Annotated in this window: 21 protein-coding genes and 2 tRNA genes; 7 read left to right on the top strand and 16 right to left on the bottom strand. The window is 56.7% G+C overall.

Translation table 11 applies throughout. The features are described 5' to 3' along the window. Positions 1–62: 62 nt before the first annotated feature. The 4 genes from tcyN to tcyJ form a co-directional block, all read right to left on the bottom strand. Positions 63–815 (bottom strand): L-cystine ABC transporter ATP-binding protein TcyN, encoded by a 753-nt coding sequence (gene tcyN / locus ABLV64_RS25035; RefSeq protein ID WP_004203465.1) that lies wholly within the window; start codon positions 813–815, stop codon positions 63–65. After that, positions 812–1,480 carry a cystine ABC transporter permease gene (gene tcyL, locus ABLV64_RS25030; RefSeq protein ID WP_004203466.1) on the bottom strand — a complete coding sequence of 223 codons (669 nt, stop codon included), beginning with the start codon at positions 1,478–1,480 and terminating at the stop codon, positions 812–814. The genes tcyN and tcyL overlap by 4 nt, the downstream gene beginning before the upstream one ends. Positions 1,481–1,495: 15 nt before the next feature. Continuing rightward, positions 1,496–2,482: a D-cysteine desulfhydrase gene (gene dcyD, locus ABLV64_RS25025; protein ID WP_348843110.1), complete on the bottom strand. Its 987-nt coding sequence runs from the start codon at positions 2,480–2,482 to the stop codon at positions 1,496–1,498. A 95-nt stretch (positions 2,483–2,577) separates the two neighbouring features. Next, positions 2,578–3,378, bottom strand: coding sequence for a cystine ABC transporter substrate-binding protein (tcyJ, locus tag ABLV64_RS25020; protein WP_004203468.1), 801 nt, complete (start codon positions 3,376–3,378; stop codon positions 2,578–2,580). Between the two features lie 200 nt (positions 3,379–3,578). Between tcyJ and amyA the strand changes: the two genes are divergently transcribed. Next, positions 3,579–5,066 (top strand): alpha-amylase, encoded by a 1,488-nt coding sequence (gene amyA, locus ABLV64_RS25015; protein ID WP_004203469.1) that lies wholly within the window; start codon positions 3,579–3,581, stop codon positions 5,064–5,066. A gap of 41 nt (positions 5,067–5,107) precedes the next feature. Here amyA and yedD read toward each other — a convergent pair whose 3' ends face one another. Further along, positions 5,108–5,542: a lipoprotein YedD gene (gene yedD / locus ABLV64_RS25010; protein ID WP_072140493.1), complete on the bottom strand. Its 435-nt coding sequence runs from the start codon at positions 5,540–5,542 to the stop codon at positions 5,108–5,110. Positions 5,543–5,916: 374 nt separating this feature from the next. Between yedD and rcsA the strand changes: the two genes are divergently transcribed. Continuing rightward, the gene (rcsA, locus tag ABLV64_RS25005; protein WP_004203475.1) at positions 5,917–6,540 is read left to right on the top strand and encodes a transcriptional regulator RcsA; all 624 of its coding nucleotides are present in this window, start codon (positions 5,917–5,919) and stop codon (positions 6,538–6,540) included. 32 nt (positions 6,541–6,572) lie between these two features. Here rcsA and dsrB read toward each other — a convergent pair whose 3' ends face one another. Further along, positions 6,573–6,764: a protein DsrB gene (gene dsrB, locus ABLV64_RS25000; protein WP_004203477.1), complete on the bottom strand. Its 192-nt coding sequence runs from the start codon at positions 6,762–6,764 to the stop codon at positions 6,573–6,575. A 135-nt stretch (positions 6,765–6,899) separates the two neighbouring features. Here dsrB and yodD point away from each other — a divergent pair, with 135 nt between their 5' ends. Then, entirely contained in the window at positions 6,900–7,121 is a 222-nt protein-coding gene (yodD, locus tag ABLV64_RS24995) for a YodD family peroxide/acid resistance protein (protein ID WP_004203478.1), read from the top strand. Positions 7,122–7,420: 299 nt separating this feature from the next. Here the strand turns inward: yodD and dgcQ are convergent, their stop codons facing one another. Then, positions 7,421–9,100, bottom strand: coding sequence for a cellulose biosynthesis regulator diguanylate cyclase DgcQ (dgcQ, locus tag ABLV64_RS24990; protein WP_217324794.1), 1,680 nt, complete (start codon positions 9,098–9,100; stop codon positions 7,421–7,423). A gap of 116 nt (positions 9,101–9,216) precedes the next feature. Next, positions 9,217–10,128 (bottom strand): DUF808 domain-containing protein, encoded by a 912-nt coding sequence (locus ABLV64_RS24985; protein ID WP_004203481.1) that lies wholly within the window; start codon positions 10,126–10,128, stop codon positions 9,217–9,219. A 183-nt stretch (positions 10,129–10,311) separates the two neighbouring features. Here ABLV64_RS24985 and yedA point away from each other — a divergent pair, with 183 nt between their 5' ends. After that, a complete protein-coding gene (yedA, locus tag ABLV64_RS24980) occupies positions 10,312–11,223 on the top strand; it encodes a drug/metabolite exporter YedA (RefSeq protein WP_004203484.1) in 912 nt (303 codons plus the stop codon). On the opposite strand, the gene ABLV64_RS24975 is transcribed toward yedA, so the two are convergent. The 4 genes from ABLV64_RS24975 to drpB all read right to left on the bottom strand — a co-directional run bounded on the left by ABLV64_RS24975 (position 11,198) and on the right by drpB (position 14,183). Next, on the bottom strand, positions 11,198–11,692 hold the full coding sequence (locus tag ABLV64_RS24975) for a very short patch repair endonuclease (protein ID WP_004203485.1): 495 nt from the start codon (positions 11,690–11,692) through the stop codon (positions 11,198–11,200). The genes yedA and ABLV64_RS24975 overlap by 26 nt on opposite strands. Beyond that, positions 11,673–13,073 carry a DNA cytosine methyltransferase gene (locus ABLV64_RS24970; protein ID WP_217325194.1) on the bottom strand — a complete coding sequence of 467 codons (1,401 nt, stop codon included), beginning with the start codon at positions 13,071–13,073 and terminating at the stop codon, positions 11,673–11,675. The genes ABLV64_RS24975 and ABLV64_RS24970 overlap by 20 nt, the downstream gene beginning before the upstream one ends. 76 nt (positions 13,074–13,149) lie before the next feature. Further along, positions 13,150–13,860 carry a phosphohydrolase gene (locus ABLV64_RS24965; protein ID WP_004203487.1) on the bottom strand — a complete coding sequence of 237 codons (711 nt, stop codon included), beginning with the start codon at positions 13,858–13,860 and terminating at the stop codon, positions 13,150–13,152. 41 nt (positions 13,861–13,901) lie between these two features. Next, positions 13,902–14,183 carry a cell division protein DrpB gene (gene drpB, locus ABLV64_RS24960; protein WP_004203489.1) on the bottom strand — a complete coding sequence of 94 codons (282 nt, stop codon included), beginning with the start codon at positions 14,181–14,183 and terminating at the stop codon, positions 13,902–13,904. 537 nt (positions 14,184–14,720) lie between these two features. On the opposite strand from drpB, the gene ompC reads away from it, so the two are divergent. Further along, a complete protein-coding gene (gene ompC, locus ABLV64_RS24955; protein WP_217324793.1) occupies positions 14,721–15,857 on the top strand; it encodes a porin OmpC in 1,137 nt (378 codons plus the stop codon). 274 nt (positions 15,858–16,131) lie between these two features. Here the strand turns inward: ompC and ABLV64_RS24950 are convergent. Beyond that, positions 16,132–16,221 (bottom strand) — tRNA-Ser (locus ABLV64_RS24950). 90 nt (positions 16,222–16,311) lie between these two features. Between ABLV64_RS24950 and mtfA the strand changes: the two genes are divergently transcribed. Together mtfA and ABLV64_RS24940 are read left to right on the top strand one after the other, a co-directional pair. Continuing rightward, complete coding sequence (gene mtfA, locus ABLV64_RS24945; protein ID WP_074194586.1) at positions 16,312–17,112, top strand: DgsA anti-repressor MtfA; 801 nt, start codon at positions 16,312–16,314, stop codon at positions 17,110–17,112. 100 nt (positions 17,113–17,212) lie between these two features. Next, a tRNA-Asn gene (locus ABLV64_RS24940) sits at positions 17,213–17,288 on the top strand. 89 nt (positions 17,289–17,377) lie between these two features. Here the strand turns inward: ABLV64_RS24940 and ldtA are convergent. The 3 genes from ldtA to nac form a co-directional block, all read right to left on the bottom strand. Beyond that, positions 17,378–18,319 (bottom strand): L,D-transpeptidase, encoded by a 942-nt coding sequence (gene ldtA, locus ABLV64_RS24935; RefSeq protein ID WP_080847792.1) that lies wholly within the window; start codon positions 18,317–18,319, stop codon positions 17,378–17,380. A gap of 78 nt (positions 18,320–18,397) precedes the next feature. Then, positions 18,398–19,348: an HTH-type transcriptional regulator Cbl gene (cbl, locus tag ABLV64_RS24930; RefSeq protein ID WP_004180456.1), complete on the bottom strand. Its 951-nt coding sequence runs from the start codon at positions 19,346–19,348 to the stop codon at positions 18,398–18,400. 106 nt (positions 19,349–19,454) lie between these two features. After that, positions 19,455–20,372, bottom strand: a complete 918-nt coding sequence (gene nac, locus ABLV64_RS24925) for a nitrogen assimilation transcriptional regulator NAC (RefSeq protein WP_004203498.1) — start codon at positions 20,370–20,372, stop codon at positions 19,455–19,457. Positions 20,373–20,463: the final 91 nt, after the last annotated feature.

The following is a 20,463-nucleotide window of genomic DNA, read 5'->3' as shown; positions in this document are numbered from 1 at the left end:
GCGTGGAATTGGGCTCATTGCGGCGGCTCACACGAAAGCGAGCCGCCGCGCCTGCGCCTGCTCTATTGCATCAGGAATTTTTCGAGGAACTGGCGGGTTCGCGGCTGCTGAGGCGAGGCGAACAGCGCTTTGGCCTCGCCTTGTTCAACGATGCGTCCCTGATCCATAAAAATCGCCCGATCGGCAACGTCGCGAGCGAAGCTCATTTCATGGGTCACGATAACCATGGTGCGTTTCTCCTGCGCCAGCTGGCGGATGGTATTGAGCACCTCCCCTACCAGCTCGGGATCGAGGGCCGAGGTCGGTTCATCAAACAGGATCACGTCCGGACGCATGGCCAGCGCGCGGGCAATCGCGACCCGCTGCTGCTGCCCGCCAGAGAGGCGGCGCGGATAGCTGTTCTCTTTGCCGCTGAGGCCCACTTTCGCCAGTAGATCGCGCGCCCGCGCCATCGACTCCTGCTTGTCTTCACCTTTTACGATGACTGGCCCTTCAATGATGTTCTCCAGCACCGTCCGGTGGGGAAACAGGTTGAAGTTCTGGAAGACAAAGCCAACGTGCTGGCGCAGCCGACGGATAAGCCCTTTTTGCGGCCCGAGGCTGCGACCAGCGTCGATCGTCACATCGCCGACGCGGATAGTGCCGCTCTCCGGTTGCTCCAGCAGATTAATGCTGCGCAGCAGGGTGGTTTTACCCGAGCCGCTGGGGCCGATGATTGCCACCACTTCGCCTTCCTGCACCTCCAGGTCGATACCGTGGAGCACCGTCTGGCCATGGAATTTTTTCACCAGGCTTTTTACTTCAATCGCACTCATTTCGGATCACGCTCCTGGCGGTTCAGCTGGTTTTCAAAATAGTTCTGCAGCGAGGAGAGTACCGTCGCCATCACCCAGTAGATCAGAGAGGCGGCCAGATACATGGTGAAGACCTCCAGCGTACGCGAGGTGATAAGCTGCGCCTGACGGAACAGCTCCGGCACCTGGATCGTCGCCGCCAGCGAGGTATCTTTTACCAGGCTGATAAAACTGTTAGAGAGCGGCGGCAAAGCGACCCGCGCCGCCTGGGGTAAAATAGCCCGACGCATCGTCTGCCAGGGGGTCATACCGATACTGGCCGCCGCTTCCCATTGCCCTTTGTCAATCGAGGCGATGGCCGCGCGCAGGGTTTCCGCCGCGTAGGCCGCCGTGTTCAGCGATAAGCCGATCATCGCCGCCGGGATCGGGTCAAGCTCAATGCCAAACTGCGGCAAGCCGTAGTAGATCATAAACAGCTGAGCGATAAGCGGTGTCCCGCGAAAAATGGAGATATACATGCGCGCCAGCCATTTTACCGGCCAGAGGGTCGACATGCGCATCAGCGCCAGGATAAAGCCCAGCACCAGGCCGAAAAACATCCCGCCAATGCTCAGCTGCAGCGTAAAGACGGCGCCTTTCAGTAGAAAAGGCGCAGAATCGATGACCAGTTGAATACTTTCTTGCATGCTGTGGTTTCTGTATTAGAGGTGAGGATGATAGGCAAACAGCGCCGGCGCTCCGCCGGTATGGACGAACAAAATCGGCCCTTCATCCTTAAAGCATTTCTGCGTAATGCCATCGATAAGTCCGGCCATCGCTTTGCCGGTATAAACCGGGTCGAGCAAAATACCTTCCAGTTGCGCCAGCAGCTTCACGGCGGCCATTCCTTCCTCATTTGGCGTCCCGTAGCCTGGGGCAAAGTAATCGTCCCACAGGATGATGTCGGCTTTCGCCTGCAGCTCAAGGCTGTTGGCCACGGCCTGCTGCAGCGCTACCACTTTCGGCAGCTGGTCGGCAACAGCGCGCGACACCGTCACCCCAATCAGTTCCGCCTGCGGCATCAGCTGTTCAAGGCCGACCGCCAGTCCGGCATGGGTGCCGGCGCTCCCGGAGGCCACCACCACCGACGAAATCTCCACCGCGTCTTCGCACTGCTGGGCGATTTCCAGCGCGCTTTCCACATAGCCTAGCGCCCCAAGGGCGTTTGAACCGCCGACCGGAATGACATACGGGCGGTACCCCTGCGCTTCGATACGGGTCGCCAGCTCGTCGAGCTGCGCAGCGGGATCGGTCAGGGCATCGCACATCTCAACCTGGGTATTAAACAGATCCAGCAGCAGGCGGTTGCCATTGCTCAGATAGTTCTCCGCACGGGTGCCGATGGGATTTTCCAGCAGCGCCACGCAGTGCAGGCCCAGTTTGGCGGCGACCGCCGCCGTCTGGCGCACATGGTTAGACTGGATCGCGCCGGCGGTAATTAAAGTATCCGCCCCTTCGCGCAGCGCATCGGCGGCGAGAAACTCCAGCTTGCGCAGTTTGTTTCCCCCCATCGCCAACGGCGTCGTATCATCACGTTTGATAAATATTTCGCGCCCGAGGTGATCGGACAGACGCGGCAGATACTCCAGCGGCGTCGGCGCGCCGATCAATTCCAGACGCGGAAAGCGGGTTAAATTTTGCAGTGACATGGCCCCTCCTGACTCAGTTATGCTTCATTATGCACACAGTTACGCGCTAAATAAAAAAAGGCGCTTCCAGGAGCGCCTTTTTTCACCGCTGGCCTTTATTTTGTCACGTCAGCGCCAAACCATTTCTCTGACAGGGCCTTCAGGCTGCCATCTTTCTGCATATCCGCGATCGCGCCATCTACCGCTTTCAGCAGGTCATCGTTGCCTTTGCGTAGTGCAACGCCAGCTTCCTGACGGGAGAACGCTTCGCCGGTTACCGCCAGCGTGTTGTTAGTTTTCTTCACCAGATCCAGCGCCGCCAGACGGTCAACCAGAATGGCGTCAATACGGCCTACGCGCAGATCCTGGTATTTGGTCGGATCGTCATCATAGGTGCGGACATCCACGCCCTGGACGTTCTGACGCAGCCACTCTTCATAGTTTGTGCCCAGCCCGACGCCCACTTTCTTGCCTTTCAGATCCGCTGCGGTTTTAATCGCGCCTTCGTTGCCTTTCTTCACCAGCGCCTGCACACCGGAGATCGTGTACGGGGTGGAGAAATCGTATTTTTTCTTACGTTCATCAGAGATAGTGACCTGGTTAATCACCACGTCAATGCGCTTGGAATCCAGCGAGGCCAGCATACCGTCCCACTTGGTCGGTTTGAGGTCAGCCTTCACGCCCAGATGTTTCGCCAGCTCGTTGGCGAACTCCACTTCAAAGCCGGTCAGCTTACCGTCATCGCCCTGGAAGCTAAAAGGAGGATAGGTGCCTTCGAGGCCCACGCGCAGGGTGCCGCGCTCTTTAATCTGATTGAGCAGGTTTTCCGCCGCAAAAGTTTTCACGCTAACGCCAGCCATCAAAACAACGGCCATCGCGCCCATCAGCGCCTGACGACCCAGAAGTGCTAATTTCATAGATACCCCGAAGGTTAGGATTTTCCTGTAGTGTAAAGCGCTTAACGGCCCGACACCAACATCGTTACGCTACATCTTATGCAAATTTATTATATATGATCCGCTTTAGGGTATAGCGAAATTCAGGGCTTTCCTCACCCGTTTTGCGGGATATCTCCCATACTGCAAAGGTCAGCCTGTTGACGTCTGGAGCATGGAAGATGAAAAACCCCACCTTGTTGCAATGTTTTCACTGGTACTACCCCGCCGGCGGCGAACTGTGGCGTGAAGTCGAAGCGCTGGCCCCCAGTCTTAACGAAATCGGCATCAATATGGTCTGGTTGCCCCCCGCCTACAAAGGCGCCTCGGGCGGCTATTCCGTCGGCTATGACACCTACGATCTCTTCGACCTCGGCGAGTTTGATCAAAAGGGCTCTGTCGCCACCAAATATGGCGATAAGACCCAGCTGCTGGCGGCGATCAACGCCCTGAAGGAGCACGACATCGCCGTGCTGCTGGACGTGGTGGTGAACCATAAAATGGGCGCCGATGAAAAAGAGGCCCTGCGCGTGCAGCGCGTTGATGAGCAGGATCGCACGCAAATTGACGAGACGATCATCGAGTGCGAGGCATGGACTCGCTATACCTTCCCTGTGCGCGCCGGACAGTATTCGCAGTTTGTCTGGGACTACAAGTGCTTTAGCGGCATTGACCACATCGAGAATCCGACGGAAGACGGTGTATTTAAAATCGTCAACGACTACACCGGCGAAGGATGGAATGAACAGGTCGATGACGAGCTTGGCAACTTCGACTACCTGATGGGCGCCAATATCGATTTTCGTAATCACGCCGTCACCGAAGAGATCAAATACTGGGCGCGCTGGGTGATGGAGCAAACCGGTTGCGACGGTTTTCGTCTTGACGCTGTGAAGCATATCCCCGCATGGTTTTACAAAGCGTGGATCGAGCATGTTCAGGAGGTAGCCCCGCAGCCGCTGTTTATTGTTGCGGAATACTGGTCCCATGAAGTGGAAAAGCTCCAGCAGTATATCGATCTGGTCGAGGGCAAGACGATGCTGTTTGACGCCCCGCTGCAGATGAAATTTCATGAAGCGTCCCGCCAGGGGCGCGATTACGACATGAGCCAGATTTTCAGCGGGACGCTGGTGGAAGCCGACCCCTTCCATGCCGTCACCCTGGTCACCAACCATGATACCCAGCCGCTGCAGGCGCTCGAGGCGCCTGTTGAGCCATGGTTTAAACCGCTGGCCTATGCGCTGATCCTGTTGCGTGAAAATGGCGTACCCTCGGTCTTCTATGCCGATCTCTTCGGCGCCTCCTATGAGGATACCGGCGGCGACGGACAAACCTACGCCATAGAAATGCCCGTTATCGAACAACTCCACGAGCTGATCGACGCCCGTCAGCGTTTTGCCCACGGCGTGCAGACTCTCTGGTTCGATCACCCCAACTGCATTGCCTTCAGCCGCAGCGGCACGGACGAGGATCCCGGCTGCGTGGTGGTGATGTCCAATGGTGATGAGGGAGAAAAGACCCTGACGCTGGGCGAGAATTATGGCAACAAACGCTGGCGGGATTTCCTGGGCAATCGGGAAGAGATTGTCGAAACCGACGGCGAAGGCTGCGCCACCTTTACCTGTAACGGAGGAAGCGTCAGCGTGTGGGTGCTGGAGGCGGTGCTGTAGTCATCTGACGCCGGACGGGCCAGCGGTGGCCCGCCGGAATCTTAGTGCGCGGTGGTCGGCGCGCTGACTGGAGCGGTGGCACGCGCTTTAGCCCACGCTTTCTCGCACTCCGGGGTGAGACGTTCAACGCGGGTCAACGTCATACGATCGTAGGAAAGGGTGTTGCCCTCGCGCTCGATCGGGTAGATATCCAGGGAAGCGGTCACGTTGTAGATATCGCTATCGCGGTTCATCAGTTTCCCCGGCTGGGCGATCACGCGCTGCCACTGGCGGCAGTCGAAGGTGTCCCCATCTTTGGTGACGATCAGGCTGGCGATGGCGTCCGGACTCATCATCTCACTCTGCGGCCCTTTCGTCTGCCAGTAGCCTTCCAGGCCTGCCGGCGCGGGGGCTTTAACAACGTCTTCGTAACGATCAACCTGCACGCATCCGGCCAGCGCCACCACCATGCCAGCAAAAACTAACTGTTTCATCATTCATCCCACAAGCTGATAAAAAAGTATTGTGGCATTAAAGCGTTAAGCCTTCCACCCCCGCTGCGGGCGGAGAAGCCGGGTAAAACACGGCCAGGCATCGCGACCTTCATATGAAATAAGGAAATTCTGAAAGTAAAAGAATCTTTGGCGCCTAACCATAGCAGCCACGGGCACTTTTTGTTTTTAATTCGCTCACACTACCGGTTCTCGACTTTACTTTAAGAGTTTTCCTGGCAAATTATATGCAGAGATGCGGAATAGTTTAATGGAACTAATGGGTTCTTTCTTAAACCTACTATTATTACCGCCCGCAAGGACTGCTTCGCACAGCCAGTGCGAAGTGTATATCGTTACGTGTTGATTGAGGATGGGTCATGTCAACGATGATTATGGATTTGTGCAGTTATACCCGGTTGGGACTTACGGGATATCTGACCAGTCGGGGAATTAAAAAACAGGAAATCGTTGAGGTCAACTGCGCTGAGGATCTGCACAGGCACTGTGCGTCATGTTGCCCGGCGGTGGTGTTTCTGAATGAAGATTGCTTTGTGCATGATGATGAAAGTAATAACATTATTCGCCAGATCATCACGCAAAATCCGGCGACGCTGTTTGTGATTTTTATGTCGCTGGCGAACATCCATTTTGACCGCTATCTGCGGGTACGTAAGAATCTGCTAATCAGTTCAAAATCGATCACCCCAAAAGACCTTGATGTCATTCTGGTTAATTATCTTAAATACAAGAACACGAGCCTGGGGCAGTTGAATTTACCGACGTTGTCGCTAAGCAAAACAGAATCAAATATGCTGCAAATGTGGATGGCCGGGCATGGTACTTCGCAAATTTCAACGCAAATGAACATCAAAGCGAAAACGGTATCATCGCACAAAGGTAATATTAAAAAGAAAATACAGACGCATAATAAGCAGGTGATTTACCACATCGTTCGGCTGACCGAAAACATTACCAGTGGTATTCAGGTGAATCTACGCTGAAACAAACTGGCGGTGGTCCCGCCAGTTCGGTTTTACGAGATTTCTTTTTCCACGAAGATCCCATCCGGGTGCCCTATTTCATTGAAAAACCAGATCCCCAGGGGATAGTCTTCCAGCGAAACCAGATACATCGTCCCTTCGCTAAACGACTCAATTGCCAGCACTACGCCCGATCGACGTGGGCCACCGTCGGTCTTCACCGTGACACGATCGTTCACCTGCATAATCCATCTCCTCTCTATTTTCAGCCAGTGTAGAACAAAACCACGCCGCTCGCAGCGTCGCGGCCGGTGACTGGCGTTTTTTTAGACCGACTATACTTAAAAAGGCTTGAGCGATGCTCAGCGAGGGGGGTAATGATGAAGAACCGATTGACAGACCAGACCGGGAACGACGTTGATGTCAACGTTGATGCTCTGCTGGCGGCGATTAATGAGATCAGTGAAAGCGAAGTCCACCGCATCCTCGATGACCCTCAGCGCGCCAGTATCGATGGCCGCGGGGCGCATACCTGGCGCGAACTGGCGGAGGCATTTGAACTCGATATTCATGATTTCAGCGCCAGTGAAGCCAACCGCTAGCGATGGGCGAAAAAAATCCCGACTCGCAGGAGTCGGGATCAAACTTGCTAATGCAAGAAGCACTTGAAAATTCGTTACACCGGGAAATCCGATGCGTTGAAACATTATCCTCAATTATTTTGCATGACAAGAGATATTGATGACGCAAAATATTGAGAAAGTCGGCGCTTCGCAGCAGAAAGGGCTGCAAGGCTGATGCGAGAAGGCTTAGCCGCAAACCGGTTTCATCCGATAGTACGATCGCCAGACATTACTTTAAGATAAATCTCAAATCCGCTGGCGCGAGCGAAACGTTTTACTCACGCTTCGCTGCGATAACAGACCTGGTTGCGGCCATTCTGCTTGGCCAGATACAGTCGACCATCGGCGACCGACTGCAGCGCTTCAAAGTGATACTCTCCCTGCTCTTCGCTGGCGCTTACCCCTAACGACGCGCTGACCCGCAGCGTCACGTTGTTATGCAAAAAGACCTCCCGGCCATGAATACGCAGGCGTAGCCGCTCCGCTATCGCCGCCGCTTCCTGCAGCGTGGTATTCGGCAGCACGACACAAAACTCCTCTCCCCCCACGCGGCCCAGCAAATCGCCTTCCCGCACAGTGCCGGCAAGGGTACTGGCCACCATCGACAGCACCCTGTCACCCGCCTGATGACCATAGCGATCGTTAATGCTCTTAAAGTGATCCAGATCGAGCTGGATCACCGCCAGCGGTAGTCCGCTGCGCTGGCAGGCGCTGGCGAGCGCCATCGCCTTTTCAAACAGCGCCCCGCGATTGAGCAGGCGGGTTAAGGCATCGTGCCAGGCCTGCCACTCCAGAGAGGTCTGGAGGACGCTCATATTGCGGACCATACGGCGGATCACCAGCCAGGAGAGCAGCAGCATCAAGGTGAAGAGGATCCACATCAGGGTCAGGGCGATGGTGATGGTGCCAAAGTTGCCGCGAACGCCTTCCCGCAGGGTGTGGATCCGCAGCAGCACGCCGTCAAAATTCCGTAGTTTGGCCCAACTGATATAGCGCGTCAGCAGACGCAGGCCGCCCTGGTTATCATGGGCAAACGCGCGGCTGAGCAGCTCCTGCTCGCGCGGCGACAGCAGCGTCAGGACATTCCCCGGCGCAGAGGAGGCCAGCAGGCTAAGATGGCTGTCATAAAGCTGGTATTCCCCCTCCTGCCCGCCCTTCATCGCGCTGATTAAAAATGCTTTTATTTCGCTGACTGAGAAATCCATCGCCAGCACGCCGCGCCAGTAACCGGCAAAATCCAGCGGTATCGAGGCGGTAACCACCTGCTCTTCCAGCTGCGGGTCATCGTCAGGAAAGGTTTGCCAGATAACGCCGCGGTACGGATTGTTCCGCTGGGTCTGCCGGGTAAACCAGAGGGCGCTGATAGCGCGCGAATAGTACGTCTTCACCTGCGATTCATCGCGCAGCGGCAGGGTCGAGGTGAAAAAGCCGCTGCGGGAGATATATTGCATCCGCTCGGCAAAATCGCGGTCATGCTGCGTCAGATTTAACAGATAACCCAGCTCCAGCGTCGCCATCAGTTCAATGACCACCAGCGGATCGTCCGGCAAGAGCAGCGGGTTCTCCCTGACGACGCTCTCCGAGAAGCCAAACACCGGCAGCGTCCGGCGGTTCGGGAGCGCCACCCGCCAAATCTCCTGATGGCGCTGGTTCAGATAGCGCTGGCTGGCCTCGTGCAACACATCGACGTCGAGGGGGCGTTCAAGTGCGGACTGCATACCGTGGCGAAAAAACATCATCCTGTCGATGTTAAACTGCAGCAGCCCATCCATTTCATGCGCGACGTTAGCCAGATTATTGCGCTGGTTCGCCACGTAGGCCTCTTCCAGGACGTTGATTTCACGCCAGATCAGCAGCGTGGAGAAAAATAGCACCACGATAAAACAAACGTTAACCACATGTGCCGGGCGAGTCAGGAAGTAGCGCTTTTTCAACTTCAACCGCAGTGGCTTATCCATCTTTCTCTCGTAGTACGTTGCGCAAACCTGACGTCGTCAGCGCACGCGGTTTCTGTCGATACCGGACGCGCTTTTAGCGTAGACCACGCGGCGCCAATACGCTGCGCCGCACCTGACTACTTCGCAGCGCCACGCAGGCGGCTCACCGCCTTGACGCCGGCCAGGACCACCGCACCGATGATAAAACCCAGCACCAGATTGACCACCATCGGCAGCAAGGCGGCCAACATGCCGCCCAGGCCCGCGCTCCAGTGCTCAATGGCATGGTGCAGCGGCGCAATACCGTGGACCACAATCCCGCCGCCAACGAGGAACATGGCCAGCGTCCCGACGACAGAGAGCAGTTTCATCAGCCAGGGAGCCACGGCCAATAACCCTTTGCCCAGCCACTGCGCCAGCGTACTGCGTTTCTCCGCCAGCCAGTAACCCATGTCATCCAGCTTGACGATCACCCCCACCAGGCCATAGACCCCGATGGTGACCAGAATCGCGATCCCCGAGAGAATGAGGATCTGATTCAGCAGCGGCGCTTCCGCGACAATGCCGAGGGTGATGGCGACAATTTCCGCGGACAAAATAAAGTCGGTGCGAATCGCCCCTTTTACTTTGTCACGCTCAAAGGCCTGCGGGTCACGATCCGCCAACGCCTGAAGACGCTGCTGCCGTTGCGCTGGGTCCTCCTTGTGCTTACGCGCTTCCAGACTGTGGAGCACCTTCTCCACCCCTTCAAAACAGAGAAACGCGCCACCCACCATCAGCAGCGGCGTGATCGCCCAGGGAATAAAGGCGCTGATCAGCAGGGCCAGCGGCACGAGGATGATTTTATTGACGAACGACCCTTTCGCCACGCCCCAGACCACGGGCAGCTCACGATTTGCCCGCACGCCGGTCACCTGTTGGGCATTCAGGGAAAGATCGTCGCCCAGCACCCCCGCCGTTTTTTTCGCCGCCAGCTTGCCCATCATGGAGATATCGTCCAGCAGCGTGGCGATATCATCAAGTAATGTTAAAAGACTACTTCCTGCCAAAATGATTTTCCTTCTCTTTTCATCAATGTCTCCCTCGAGTATGCGTTAAAAAACGGCCGCTGCCCAAGGTACAATTAGTCAATATAAATTTAACAACCTGGCGCAAATTAAGCGCTCGCCAGCAGGATAGTTTTCACGTTTACTATATGTCCCCTTTCTATCTCTGCACCGTCGTGAGGAAGTATGTCTACCCGTCAGCTGTTACCGCTTATCGGGGCGCTGTTTGCGCTGTATATCATTTGGGGCTCTACCTATTTCGCCATCGCCGTCGGCGTCGCCAGCTGGCCGCCGCTGATGATGGCCGGAATTCGCTTTCTCTCTGCCGGCGTGCTGCTGCTGGGATGGCTGTTGGCCACCGGCCATAAACTGCCGGCACGCAGGCCGTTGCTTAATGCCGCGCTGATCGGGGTTTTGCTGCTGGCCGTCGGCAACGGCTTTGTCACCCTGGCCGAACATCAGCACGTTCCCTCCGGGATCGCCGCGGTGATGGTCGCCACCGTTCCGCTGTTCACCCTGTGCTTCAGCCGCTTTTTCGGCATCGCCACTCGGAAGCTGGAGTGGCTGGGGATTGCCATTGGCCTCGCGGGTATTGTGATGCTTAACAGCGGGGGCAACCTGAACGGCAACCCCTGGGGCGCACTGCTGATTCTGATTGGCTCTCTGAGCTGGGCCTTCGGCTCGGTTTACGGCTCGCGGATCGTGCTGCCGACCGGCATGATGGCGGGGGCAATCGAGATGCTCGCCGCCGGGATCGTCCTGCTGGCCGCCTCATGGCTGAGCGGTGAAACCTTAACCCGCGTTCCGTCGTGGTCCGGGATCGCCGCCGTAGCCTATCTGGCTATCTTTGGCTCGCTGATTGCCATCAACGCCTACATGTTTTTGATCCGCAATGTCACCCCGGCGGTGGCCACCAGCTACGCCTATGTCAACCCGGTGGTAGCGGTTCTCCTTGGCACCGGATTCGGTGGCGAAAGCCTGTCACTGATCGAGTGGCTGGCGCTGGCGGTGATTATTTTCGCCGTCGTGCTGGTGACGCTGGGCAAATATCTCTTCCCGGTTCGCAGCGAAGCTACCCCTTGTAAGGCGTCGAAATAAGCGCCAGTTCGCGGATCCCCTGGGTGTCGATCTGCGCGTCGTGTCCGGCGCCGCAGATCCACTCTTCCAGACGCTCGGTGAGCGCCTCGTCATTCAGCTTCAGGCGACCGCGCAGGGCGCACTCCCAGACGATAAGAACCCGCCAGCCCTGCGCGGCCAGCTTTTGCCGGTCACGGGCATCGCGCGCTACGTTGCCGGCGATCTTGTCCAGCCAGAACGCCGTCCGGGTGGCCGGCACCTTAAACAGGTAACAGTCATGGTGGTGCCAGAAACAGCCGTGGGTAAAGATGACGCAACGGTAGTCGGGTAAAGCGAAATCGGGGCGCCCCGGCAGCTCGCGATCCTGAGCAATAAAGGTGAATCCCGCCTGAGTCAACAGCGCCGCTATCCGCTTTTCGATCGCCGTATCGCGCGTGGCGATAGCCCGCATATTTTTACTGCGTGTGGCTTTATCGTGAACATCCGCCATCGTTATCATCCGCTTCGCGACGCGCCACCGCCTGAGCGATACGCGGGGCCAGGAGCTTCGCCACCGCGGCGAAGACCGGAACCACCACCGAGTTGCCGAACTGACGATAGGCCTGGGTATCCGACACCGGGATGCGGAAACGCGCCCCCTGAGGCGATTCGAAGCCCATCAATCGGGCGCACTCCCGCGGCGTCAGCCGACGAGGACGCCGCTGTTGATTCTGCGGATCGTCAAAATGCGTCTCGCCCAGCGGCCGGTCCCAGCCGCGATCGACGAGAATTTCGGCGCCATCTTTATAGTAGCGGGCGGAAAGCGTCCGGGCCACGCTGTGGGGATTGGCGGGGTCCACCAGGCCATAACCAAAGCCATTGCCCCGCGCCTGATGCTTGCGCGCATAGCGATAAAGATATTTCCACAGTACCGGCGTGAGGATAAATTTGGCATCCACCGTCGGCTCCAGCAGCTCGCCAAATGTTGGCCGAACCGCCGGGTAAAGCGCCGCGATATCGCGCAGCGTAAACCCTTCGTGCAGCTGCAGATCGCGACGGAAGCCTACCAGCACGATGCGCTCCCGGTGCTGTGGTAAGAAATGGCGCCCGTCGATCACTTTCGGATCGTCCGGCCCGCTATGCCCGGAGTCAGCGACCTCATACCCCAGCTCATCCAGCGTCTGCATGATGATGCGGAAGGTGCGTCCCTGATCGTGACTTTTGAGATTTTTGACATTCTCCAGCACAAAGATCGCCGGCTTACGGGCGGCGATAATTCTCACCACATCAAAAAACAGCGTCCCCTGGGTTTCGCAGGCAAAGCCGTGGGCGCGACCCATGGCATTTTTTTTCGATACGCCGGCGAGTGAGAAAGGCTGGCAGGGAAAGCCGGCCAGCAGCACATCATGCTGCGGGATAGTCTCGCGGATATGCTGCGCCGCCTCGTCATCGCTAACGTCGGGGCGATGGCTGAGGGTGATATCGCGGATATCTTCATTGAAACGGTGTTGCTGCGGATCGCAATACCAGTTGGCCTTATAGGTGCGCACCGCATGCTTATTCCACTCGCTGGTAAAGACGCACTGCCCGCCGATGGCTTCAAAACCGCTGCGGATCCCGCCGATACCGGCAAACAGATCGACAAAGCGGAACCCATAGTGCGGATGATGGGCCGGCGGCGCCGGCAGCAGCGTCGCCAGATGAGCGACCTCCTGCGGACGCAAACGCCCCGCCGCGCGGCCGAGGGCCGCCACGCGCTTGAGGATCGCCGCGCTCCAGTGCTGCTCCCCGACGCTAACCAGCTCGGCGACCAGCGTTTTCACATCGTAGATCGTCATCAGCTGACGCAGCAGCGCCTGAGCCTCTTCACCGGCCTGCTCCGTCAATGACAACGACCTGTTTTCCTTGATTAACTTTTGTGGCATATCCTCAACCAGCGCGGACGATTTTTGCAGAGAGTACCATAAATCACTGGTCGGTTGACGGCTGTGGTGCAAAGCGGCGTAAAACCGCCTCATCCAGCGCCATAGGCTCCCCCTTCAGCTCCGCGCTGATCTTGGCCATAAACTCAACGAGGAAGCGCGCATTATGCTGCGCCATAGCCCTTCCTGCGGCGGTCTGCATGGTTTCCGGCAGGCGCAGGAGTTTGCACTGGAAATGGTCGAGGGCATATTTTCTGTCATCCAGCGCTCGCCGGTCGGCGAAAGGATCGTCGGCATCAAACAGAATGGTGTTCAGGGCGCCGGCGACGGCGAAGACCCGCGCCAGGCCAATCGCCCCAAGCGACTCGAGACGGTCGGCGTCCTGGACGATTTTCGCCTCCAGCGTGCGCGGCGGGATCGCCGCGCTAAAGCTGTGCGCCTCAATAGCATGGCTGACCGCCGCATAGCGGTCTGCGGGAAAATCGGTAAACGACGACTGCAAAATCGCCAGGGTTTTCTCGGCAGCCATCATCGAGGAGCGGCTTCGCTCCGGATGATTTTTAGGCAGACTGACAATGTCATGAAAATAGCAGGCCGTTAGAAGCACCAGCCTGTCGACTTCCACCTCCCCGGCGGCCAGCCGGGTGGCGGTGGCCCAGACGCGACGAAAATGGGACAGATCGTGCGCCGCATCCTCCTGGGCGTGGTGCGTCAGTATCCAGTGCTCAAATCGTTGCTGCCAGTCTACCAGGTTCATAGGCGTTCCTTATCTGAAGGTCAGCCTCGAGCATAGCAACTTTACGACCGATGATCCCGCCTGCTTCTGGCGGGCCGTGTATACCAGACGACAGCACCAAGGATCGCGCCAATGCCGGCGAGCACCAGCATCCCCAACAGGGCGCCAAGCCATTTCCCTGCCATTGTGCCAAAGTCGCCCTCCGCGCTGGCGCCGGGAACGCTGTGAATTTTCCCTACCACCCACCAGTAACGCACAATGACCCAGACACAATATCCGCAAAAGGCATACAACGCCCAGAGCGCGAGTTTGCCGCCCGGGCTGCGTTTTGCCTGCTCTTCCATCTCATTCTTCTCCGTGACAAATCATACTACTGCCACCCAAAACGTGACACGCATCACATTATAGCGCCAACCTGCGCCACAGGCAGCAGTTTCATCCTTGTCTTCTGCATCTACTTATCACTTATGCTGCCAATGGAAATACCCAAGGGTTTGTTCTTTATTACTTACCCACAGGATTAAACATTAACGACATCAACCATGCCGCGTATTGTACTTATCTCACCCTGCGAGTTTGTCTCATAAATTATATTTAAATGCTAAATAATCCCCTCGCCGTAAATTAATAAAAATAATTTCATTTGGTTAACCGAGGCCGCAACAAAGCAACATAACCCATTGCTATATAATAAAATAATAATAAAAGAAGATTCATTTAAATTTAATATAACGAACCATTTGGAAATATTTTGCAATATGTTACATTATTTATTTACATATTTTATTTTAAATAAAAATGAACCTGGTCGTTAGTATCTGATAGTCATTCCGGAGGGATTGTCATAATTCACAGAAATTATTATTAAAAGGGAATATATAATGAAAAGAAAAGTACTGGCTCTCATGGTTCCGGCATTATTAATGGCCAATGCCGTTAATGCCGCGGAAATCTATAACAACAACGGCAACAAACTGGACCTTTACGGGAAAGTCGCCGGCCTGCACTATTTCTCAGACGACACTTCAGAGGACGGCGATCAGACCTATGCACGCTTTGGCATCAAAGGCGAAACGCAGATCGCTTCCGAGTTAACCGGCTACGGTCAGTGGGAATACAATATCAAGGCCAATACCAGCGAAAATGAAGGAGCGAATTCCTGGACCCGTCTGGCCTTCGCCGGTCTGAAGTTTGCTGACTATGGCTCACTGGACTATGGCCGTAATTACGGCGTGGTGTACGACATCGAATCCTGGACTGATATGCTGCCAGAATTCGGCGGCGATACCTACACCCAGACCGACGTCTACCTGACCGGCCGCACCAACGGGGTGGCCACCTACCGTAACAGCGATTTCTTCGGCCTCGTCGACGGCCTGCATTTCGCCCTGCAGTATCAGGGTAATAATGAAAACGCCGGTTCTGGCGAAGGCACTAACAACGGTGGTGCTCGTAAACTGGCGCGGGAAAATGGCGACGGGTTTGGTATCTCCAGCTACTACGATCTCGATATGGGCATCAGCTTCGGGGCCGCCTACTCATCTTCCGACCGTACCCATAACCAGCTGGCGGCAGCACGTAGCAGCCATATTTATGCCAACGGTGATAAAGCCGACGCCTGGACCGTCGGCGCCAAATATGACGCCAACAACATCTATCTGGCCGCCATGTATGCGGAGACCCGCAACATGACCTTCTACGGCAACGGCGCTATTGCCAACAAGACGCAGAACTTTGAAGTCGTCGCCCAGTACCAGTTCGATGAGTATAATTTACCGCTGCGTCCGTCTGTGGCCTATCTGCAATCAAAGGGTAAAGATCTCTACTCCTCTTCTCGCTTCGGCGACAAGGATCTGGTCAAGTATGTCGACATCGGCATGACCTACTACTTCAATAAAAATATGTCCACCTATGTGGATTACAAAATCAACCTGCTGGATGAAGACGACCGCTTCTACAGCAACAACGGTATCTCGACCGATGATATCGTGGCCCTCGGTCTGGTTTACCAGTTCTGATCCCCATCTAAGCCCGCGCTCAGCGGGCTTTTTCTTGTTCCCGCTCCGTTGAGATCACTCTTTTCGACATTGCCGCTTTCCAGGCGTACCTTCCCTCTTTATGATGCGTTTAAGCTCGTTCGGGCAAATTGCGGCGGTAAGACCACAAAAAGACAAGGCACAGTACCGCGTCTTTACGCTGAAACCAGGACGATGATGATGGCGATACCCCAGCGCAGGCGTTATACCTGAAGCTAACGGTGTTATTGAAGGGGAATGGTCAGAGAAAGAAGAGTGGCGGAGAGAGGGGGATTTGAACCCCCGGTAGAGTTGCCCCTACTCCGGTTTTCGAGACCGGTCCGTTCAGCCGCTCCGGCATCTCTCCGCTGTTGTGGTTGCTATAATGCCAGGATCTTTGGCATTTTAATAGCTCCCGTTTCGGTAATCGTGTTCAAGTGACGACTTTGCGAGCAATATGATGTTTAAATGGCCCTGGAAAGCAGATGATGAGTCCGGCAACGCAGAGATGCCCTGGGAGCAAGCGCTTGCCATTCCGGTTTTAGCCCACCTTTCGCCCGCTGAGCAGCATAAGCTGACGCAGATGGCTGCCCGTTTCCTACAGCAAAAACGTCTGGTAGCGCTTCAGGGACTGGAGCTGACTCCGCTGCACCAGGCGCGGATAGCTATGCTCTTTTGCCTGCCGGTGCTTGAGCTGGGGATAGAGTGGCTGGACGGTTTTCATGAAGTGCTGATCTACCCTGCCCCGTTTGTCGTGGATGATGAATGGGAGGATGATATTGGCCTGGTCCACAACCAGCGGGTGGTGCAATCGGGGCAAAGCTGGCAGCAGGGTCCCGTGGTGCTAAACTGGCTGGATATTCAGGACTCCTTTGATGCGTCAGGCTTTAACCTTGTGGTGCATGAGGTAGCGCATAAGCTCGATACGCGGAATGGCGATCGGGCCAGCGGGGTGCCGCTGATCCCACTGCGCGAAGTCGCCGGCTGGGAGCACGATCTCCACGCGGCGATGAACAACATTCAGGATGAGATAGATCTGGTGGGGGAAAGCGCAGCCAGCATTGACGCCTATGCCGCCACCGATCCCGCGGAGTGCTTCGCCGTCCTTTCGGAATATTTTTTCAGCGCGCCTGAACTGTTCGCGCCCCGCTTCCCGGCCCTGTGGCAGCGTTTTTGCCATTTTTACCGCCAGGATCCGCTGGCGCGCAGACGGGAGAATGGCCTGCAGGACGAAGACGATCGGCGCACTGTTCACTAAAACAACGTGTTGAGCTAAATTTAGCCATTTGAATCAGCAGGTTAATTTTAGTGTTGACACAAAAATGCCGGGCCAGTAGTATGCGCCTCGTTCACACGATTCCTCTGTAGTTCAGTCGGTAGAACGGCGGACTGTTAATCCGTATGTCACTGGTTCGAGTCCAGTCAGAGGAGCCAAATTTAAAAAGCCTGCTTTTAAGCAGGCTTTTTGCTTTTCGGGTCCCGCCGGGCCGCCATCCCGCATCAAGGCTTAACTTTTTCCACCGCTACAAACTTCCCTGCGCCGCTGTGGCGCTGATATTCACCGGCATGCCGGAGCGGCGCTGCAGGGTTTGCTCGGCCTGCGAAGGACTCACTCCCGGCCCCTGAGTAAACTCGCGCAGCGCCGAGGTCATCGGCAAGGGGACTTTTCTGTCGGATTCAAACTCCGCGCGGTTGCGCGACAGCGGCTCGTGCACCTCTAGCCAGTGGCTGCCGTCCGGCTCCACGCTGTACTTCACCGGCTGATCGATGAGCTGGACGCGCGTCCCAACCGGCACGTTATCAAACAGGAATTTAATGTCGTCATTACGCAGGCGGATGCATCCCTGGCTGACGCGCAGCCCGATACCAAAGTTGGCATTGGTGCCGTGGATGGCATACAGCCTGCCGATATAGATCGCATACAGCCCCATCGGATTATCGGGCCCGGGCGGCACCATAGCCGGCAGCGTTTTGCCCTCTTTCGCATACTCGCGGCGGGTATTGGCGGTCGGTACCCAGGTGGGTCCCTCCTGCTTGCGCTCTACCGCCGTCACCCAGTTACGCGGCGTTTCGCGTCCCGCCTGACCAATGCCGATTGGCAGGACTTCCACGCTATTGCCCAGCGGCGGGTAATAATAGAGACGCATCTCGGCGACGTTGATGACGATCCCCTCACGCACGGTGTCAGGCAGGATCAGCTGCTGCGGAATAGTCAGCGTCGAACCGGAGTGCGGCAAATAAACATCGACGCCGGGGTTCGCCTCCAGCATATTGCTCAACCCCTGGCCGTACTGGGCGGCAAAGCTTTCCAGTGGTTGAGTGTTGTTCTCCGGCACGGCAATGGTAAAAGCGCTGCCCACCAGACGGCTCCCCTCCGGCGGCAGCGGATAGCTGACGGCCAGCGCGCTGTGGCTGGCGAACAGCATCAGCGCCGAACAGAGTAATGTCACACGCCGCATCGTCATTTTCCCTTCCTCAGTCGCGACTCTCGTGTGTGAATTATAGCGGCATTTCCTCTCCCCGATCCGCTGGCCAGCATTTCCTTAAATCTGATAGTCGATAGCGGCCTCTTCCGGCTCCATCGCCTGGCGCTTGATCTCATCCAGCGACAGTCCGGCATTGCACAATTCGATAAAGCGCCAGACGTAATTACGCTGCAGCTGACCCCGCTTCAGTCCCAGCCATACGGTATTGGCATCAAACAGATGGCGGGTATCGAGCCGTGTAAAGGTGTCCGCTTCGCGGGCATCCCCGGACTGCTCAGCGACCAGCCCGACGCCCAGCCCCAGCTCGACGTAGGTCTTGATGACATCGGAATCCTGGGCGCTCAGCACAATATCCGGCATCAGCCCTTTGCGGTTGAAGGCCTCATCGATCCGCGAACGGCCGGTGATCCCCTGGCGATAGGTGATTAACGGCCAGCGGGCAATCGCCTCCAGCGTCAGAGGAGACACCTGGGTCAGGGGATGGTCTTTGGGTACCAGCAGGCTGTGATGCCAACGGAACCAGGGGAAAGCCGCCAGCGTCGGGTCGTTGCTCAGACGCTCGCTGGCGATGCCGATATCCGCCCCGCCGTTATGCAACAGCGCTTCGATTTCCTGCGGGGTGCCCTGCACCAGCTCGACGCGAACGTCGGAGAACAGCTCGCGGAAAGCTTTAATCACCGGGGGCAGGCTGTAGCGCGCCTGAGTATGGGTGGTGGCGATGGTTAAGACGCCGGAGGCATCGTTAGTGAAGAGATCCGCCAGCCGCCGGACGTTGCTGGCTTCATTGAGGATCCGCTCGGCAATGGATAACAGCGCTTTACCCGGCTCGGTCATGCCTAACAGGCGTTTGCCGCGACGGATAAAGATCTCAATCCCCAGCTCCTCTTCCAGTTCCCGGATATGGCGGCTGACGCCTGACTGCGAGGTATAGAGCATATTCGCGACTTCCGTCAGGTTGTAATCCTGACGGGCCGCCTCACGGATAATTTTCAGTTGCTGGAAGTTCACCCTTTCCTCCGGGCCAATGGACTTAACGTATCTGCTATTGTTAAAGTCTGTTGTCCCGGGTAACAAATAATAAAAACCAGCAACTTATTCCTTAAGAGAATATAGCCTAACTCACCAGCTGCAGTTCGCGGTTCTCCAGCGATGGACGGCTCACCAGAGACAGCAGGATCTCCTTCACCGCCTGCGCCTGCGGCGACAAACCGCCGCGCGCCGACATGTTCAGCGACAGCGACAGGCTCATTGACGGCGTGCTAATCCGCGCCATCCAGCCGTTCGCCGCGCCGCACAGGGAGCGGGCAGCGGATTCCGGCAGGACCGTCGCCCCCATGCCGCTGGCGATGGCCGCGGTCAGGGTGGTAATGGATTCAATCTCGCCGATAATTTTCGCCGACAGACGACGCAGGGTGAACGCCTCAGTGACCCGCGCCCGTACCGCGCTGTAATCTCGCGGCAGGAACAGGTTCATCTCCGCCACCGCCGTGAGGTCCACGCTCTGCCCCGGGCAGTCGCGGGTGCCGACCAGGTAGAGGTCTTCTTTCAGCAGCGGCTGGCTGACGATGCCGGCCACCGGTGAACGCTCATACAGCACCGCCATATCCAGCTGGCCCGCCAGCAGCTTGTCATTCAGCGCCGTGCCGCTGCTTTCCTGCAGATAGACCATCACCTCGGGCAGTTCATTACGCACCGTCTGCAGCAACGGCATAGTAATGGCGGAGGCCGCCGTGCCCGGCGCCAGGCCGATCGAGACCTGGCCACGCAGCGTCTGACCGACGTTATTGACCGCCAGCTGCGCCTGCTCACACTGGCGCAGGATGGTCCGCGCATGGGTATACAGGATTTTACCGGCTTCCGTTGGCGTGACCCCTCGCTTAGTGCGTATCAGCAGCTGCTGGTCCATTTCACCTTCCAGGGTCGCGACCTGCTGGCTGAGGGCCGGTTGGGCGATGTGCAAGACTTCAGCGGCCTGGGTCAGACTGCCGATATCGACGATTTTCACAAAATATTTCAGTCGTCTTAAGTTCATTTTGCCTCCTGTAAGGAACGCCAGCGTCAACGCTGGAAGTATGATGAAACTGGTTTTGCAATTTGCTTGCCAGCTTTTCATTTCCGCTGCC

This window comes from Klebsiella sp. JB_Kp031 (assembly GCF_040064295.1).
GTDB classification, from domain to species: Bacteria; Pseudomonadota; Gammaproteobacteria; order Enterobacterales; family Enterobacteriaceae; genus Klebsiella; species Klebsiella quasipneumoniae.
This window is presented reverse-complemented; position numbering and strand designations above follow the sequence as displayed.

Excerpts from the sequence above, each read along its gene's own strand:
- tcyN (WP_004203465.1), bottom strand. The coding sequence starts at position 815 with ATGAGTGCGATTGAAGTAAAAAGCCTGGTGAAAAAATTCCATGGCCAG.
- tcyL (WP_004203466.1), bottom strand. The coding sequence starts at position 1,480 with ATGCAAGAAAGTATTCAACTGGTCATCGATTCTGCGCCTTTTCTACTG.
- dcyD (WP_348843110.1), bottom strand. The coding sequence starts at position 2,482 with ATGTCACTGCAAAATTTAACCCGCTTTCCGCGTCTGGAATTGATCGGC.
- tcyJ (WP_004203468.1), bottom strand. The coding sequence starts at position 3,378 with ATGAAATTAGCACTTCTGGGTCGTCAGGCGCTGATGGGCGCGATGGCC.
- amyA (WP_004203469.1), top strand. The coding sequence starts at position 3,579 with ATGAAAAACCCCACCTTGTTGCAATGTTTTCACTGGTACTACCCCGCC.
- yedD (WP_072140493.1), bottom strand. The coding sequence starts at position 5,542 with ATGATGAAACAGTTAGTTTTTGCTGGCATGGTGGTGGCGCTGGCCGGA.
- rcsA (WP_004203475.1), top strand. The coding sequence starts at position 5,917 with ATGTCAACGATGATTATGGATTTGTGCAGTTATACCCGGTTGGGACTT.
- dsrB (WP_004203477.1), bottom strand. The coding sequence starts at position 6,764 with ATGCAGGTGAACGATCGTGTCACGGTGAAGACCGACGGTGGCCCACGT.
- yodD (WP_004203478.1), top strand. The coding sequence starts at position 6,900 with ATGAAGAACCGATTGACAGACCAGACCGGGAACGACGTTGATGTCAAC.
- dgcQ (WP_217324794.1), bottom strand. The coding sequence starts at position 9,100 with ATGGATAAGCCACTGCGGTTGAAGTTGAAAAAGCGCTACTTCCTGACT.
- yedA (WP_004203484.1), top strand. The coding sequence starts at position 10,312 with ATGTCTACCCGTCAGCTGTTACCGCTTATCGGGGCGCTGTTTGCGCTG.
- ABLV64_RS24975 (WP_004203485.1), bottom strand. The coding sequence starts at position 11,692 with ATGGCGGATGTTCACGATAAAGCCACACGCAGTAAAAATATGCGGGCT.
- ABLV64_RS24965 (WP_004203487.1), bottom strand. The coding sequence starts at position 13,860 with ATGAACCTGGTAGACTGGCAGCAACGATTTGAGCACTGGATACTGACG.
- drpB (WP_004203489.1), bottom strand. The coding sequence starts at position 14,183 with ATGGAAGAGCAGGCAAAACGCAGCCCGGGCGGCAAACTCGCGCTCTGG.
- ompC (WP_217324793.1), top strand. The coding sequence starts at position 14,721 with ATGAAAAGAAAAGTACTGGCTCTCATGGTTCCGGCATTATTAATGGCC.
- mtfA (WP_074194586.1), top strand. The coding sequence starts at position 16,312 with ATGATGTTTAAATGGCCCTGGAAAGCAGATGATGAGTCCGGCAACGCA.
- ldtA (WP_080847792.1), bottom strand. The coding sequence starts at position 18,319 with ATGACGATGCGGCGTGTGACATTACTCTGTTCGGCGCTGATGCTGTTC.
- nac (WP_004203498.1), bottom strand. The coding sequence starts at position 20,372 with ATGAACTTAAGACGACTGAAATATTTTGTGAAAATCGTCGATATCGGC.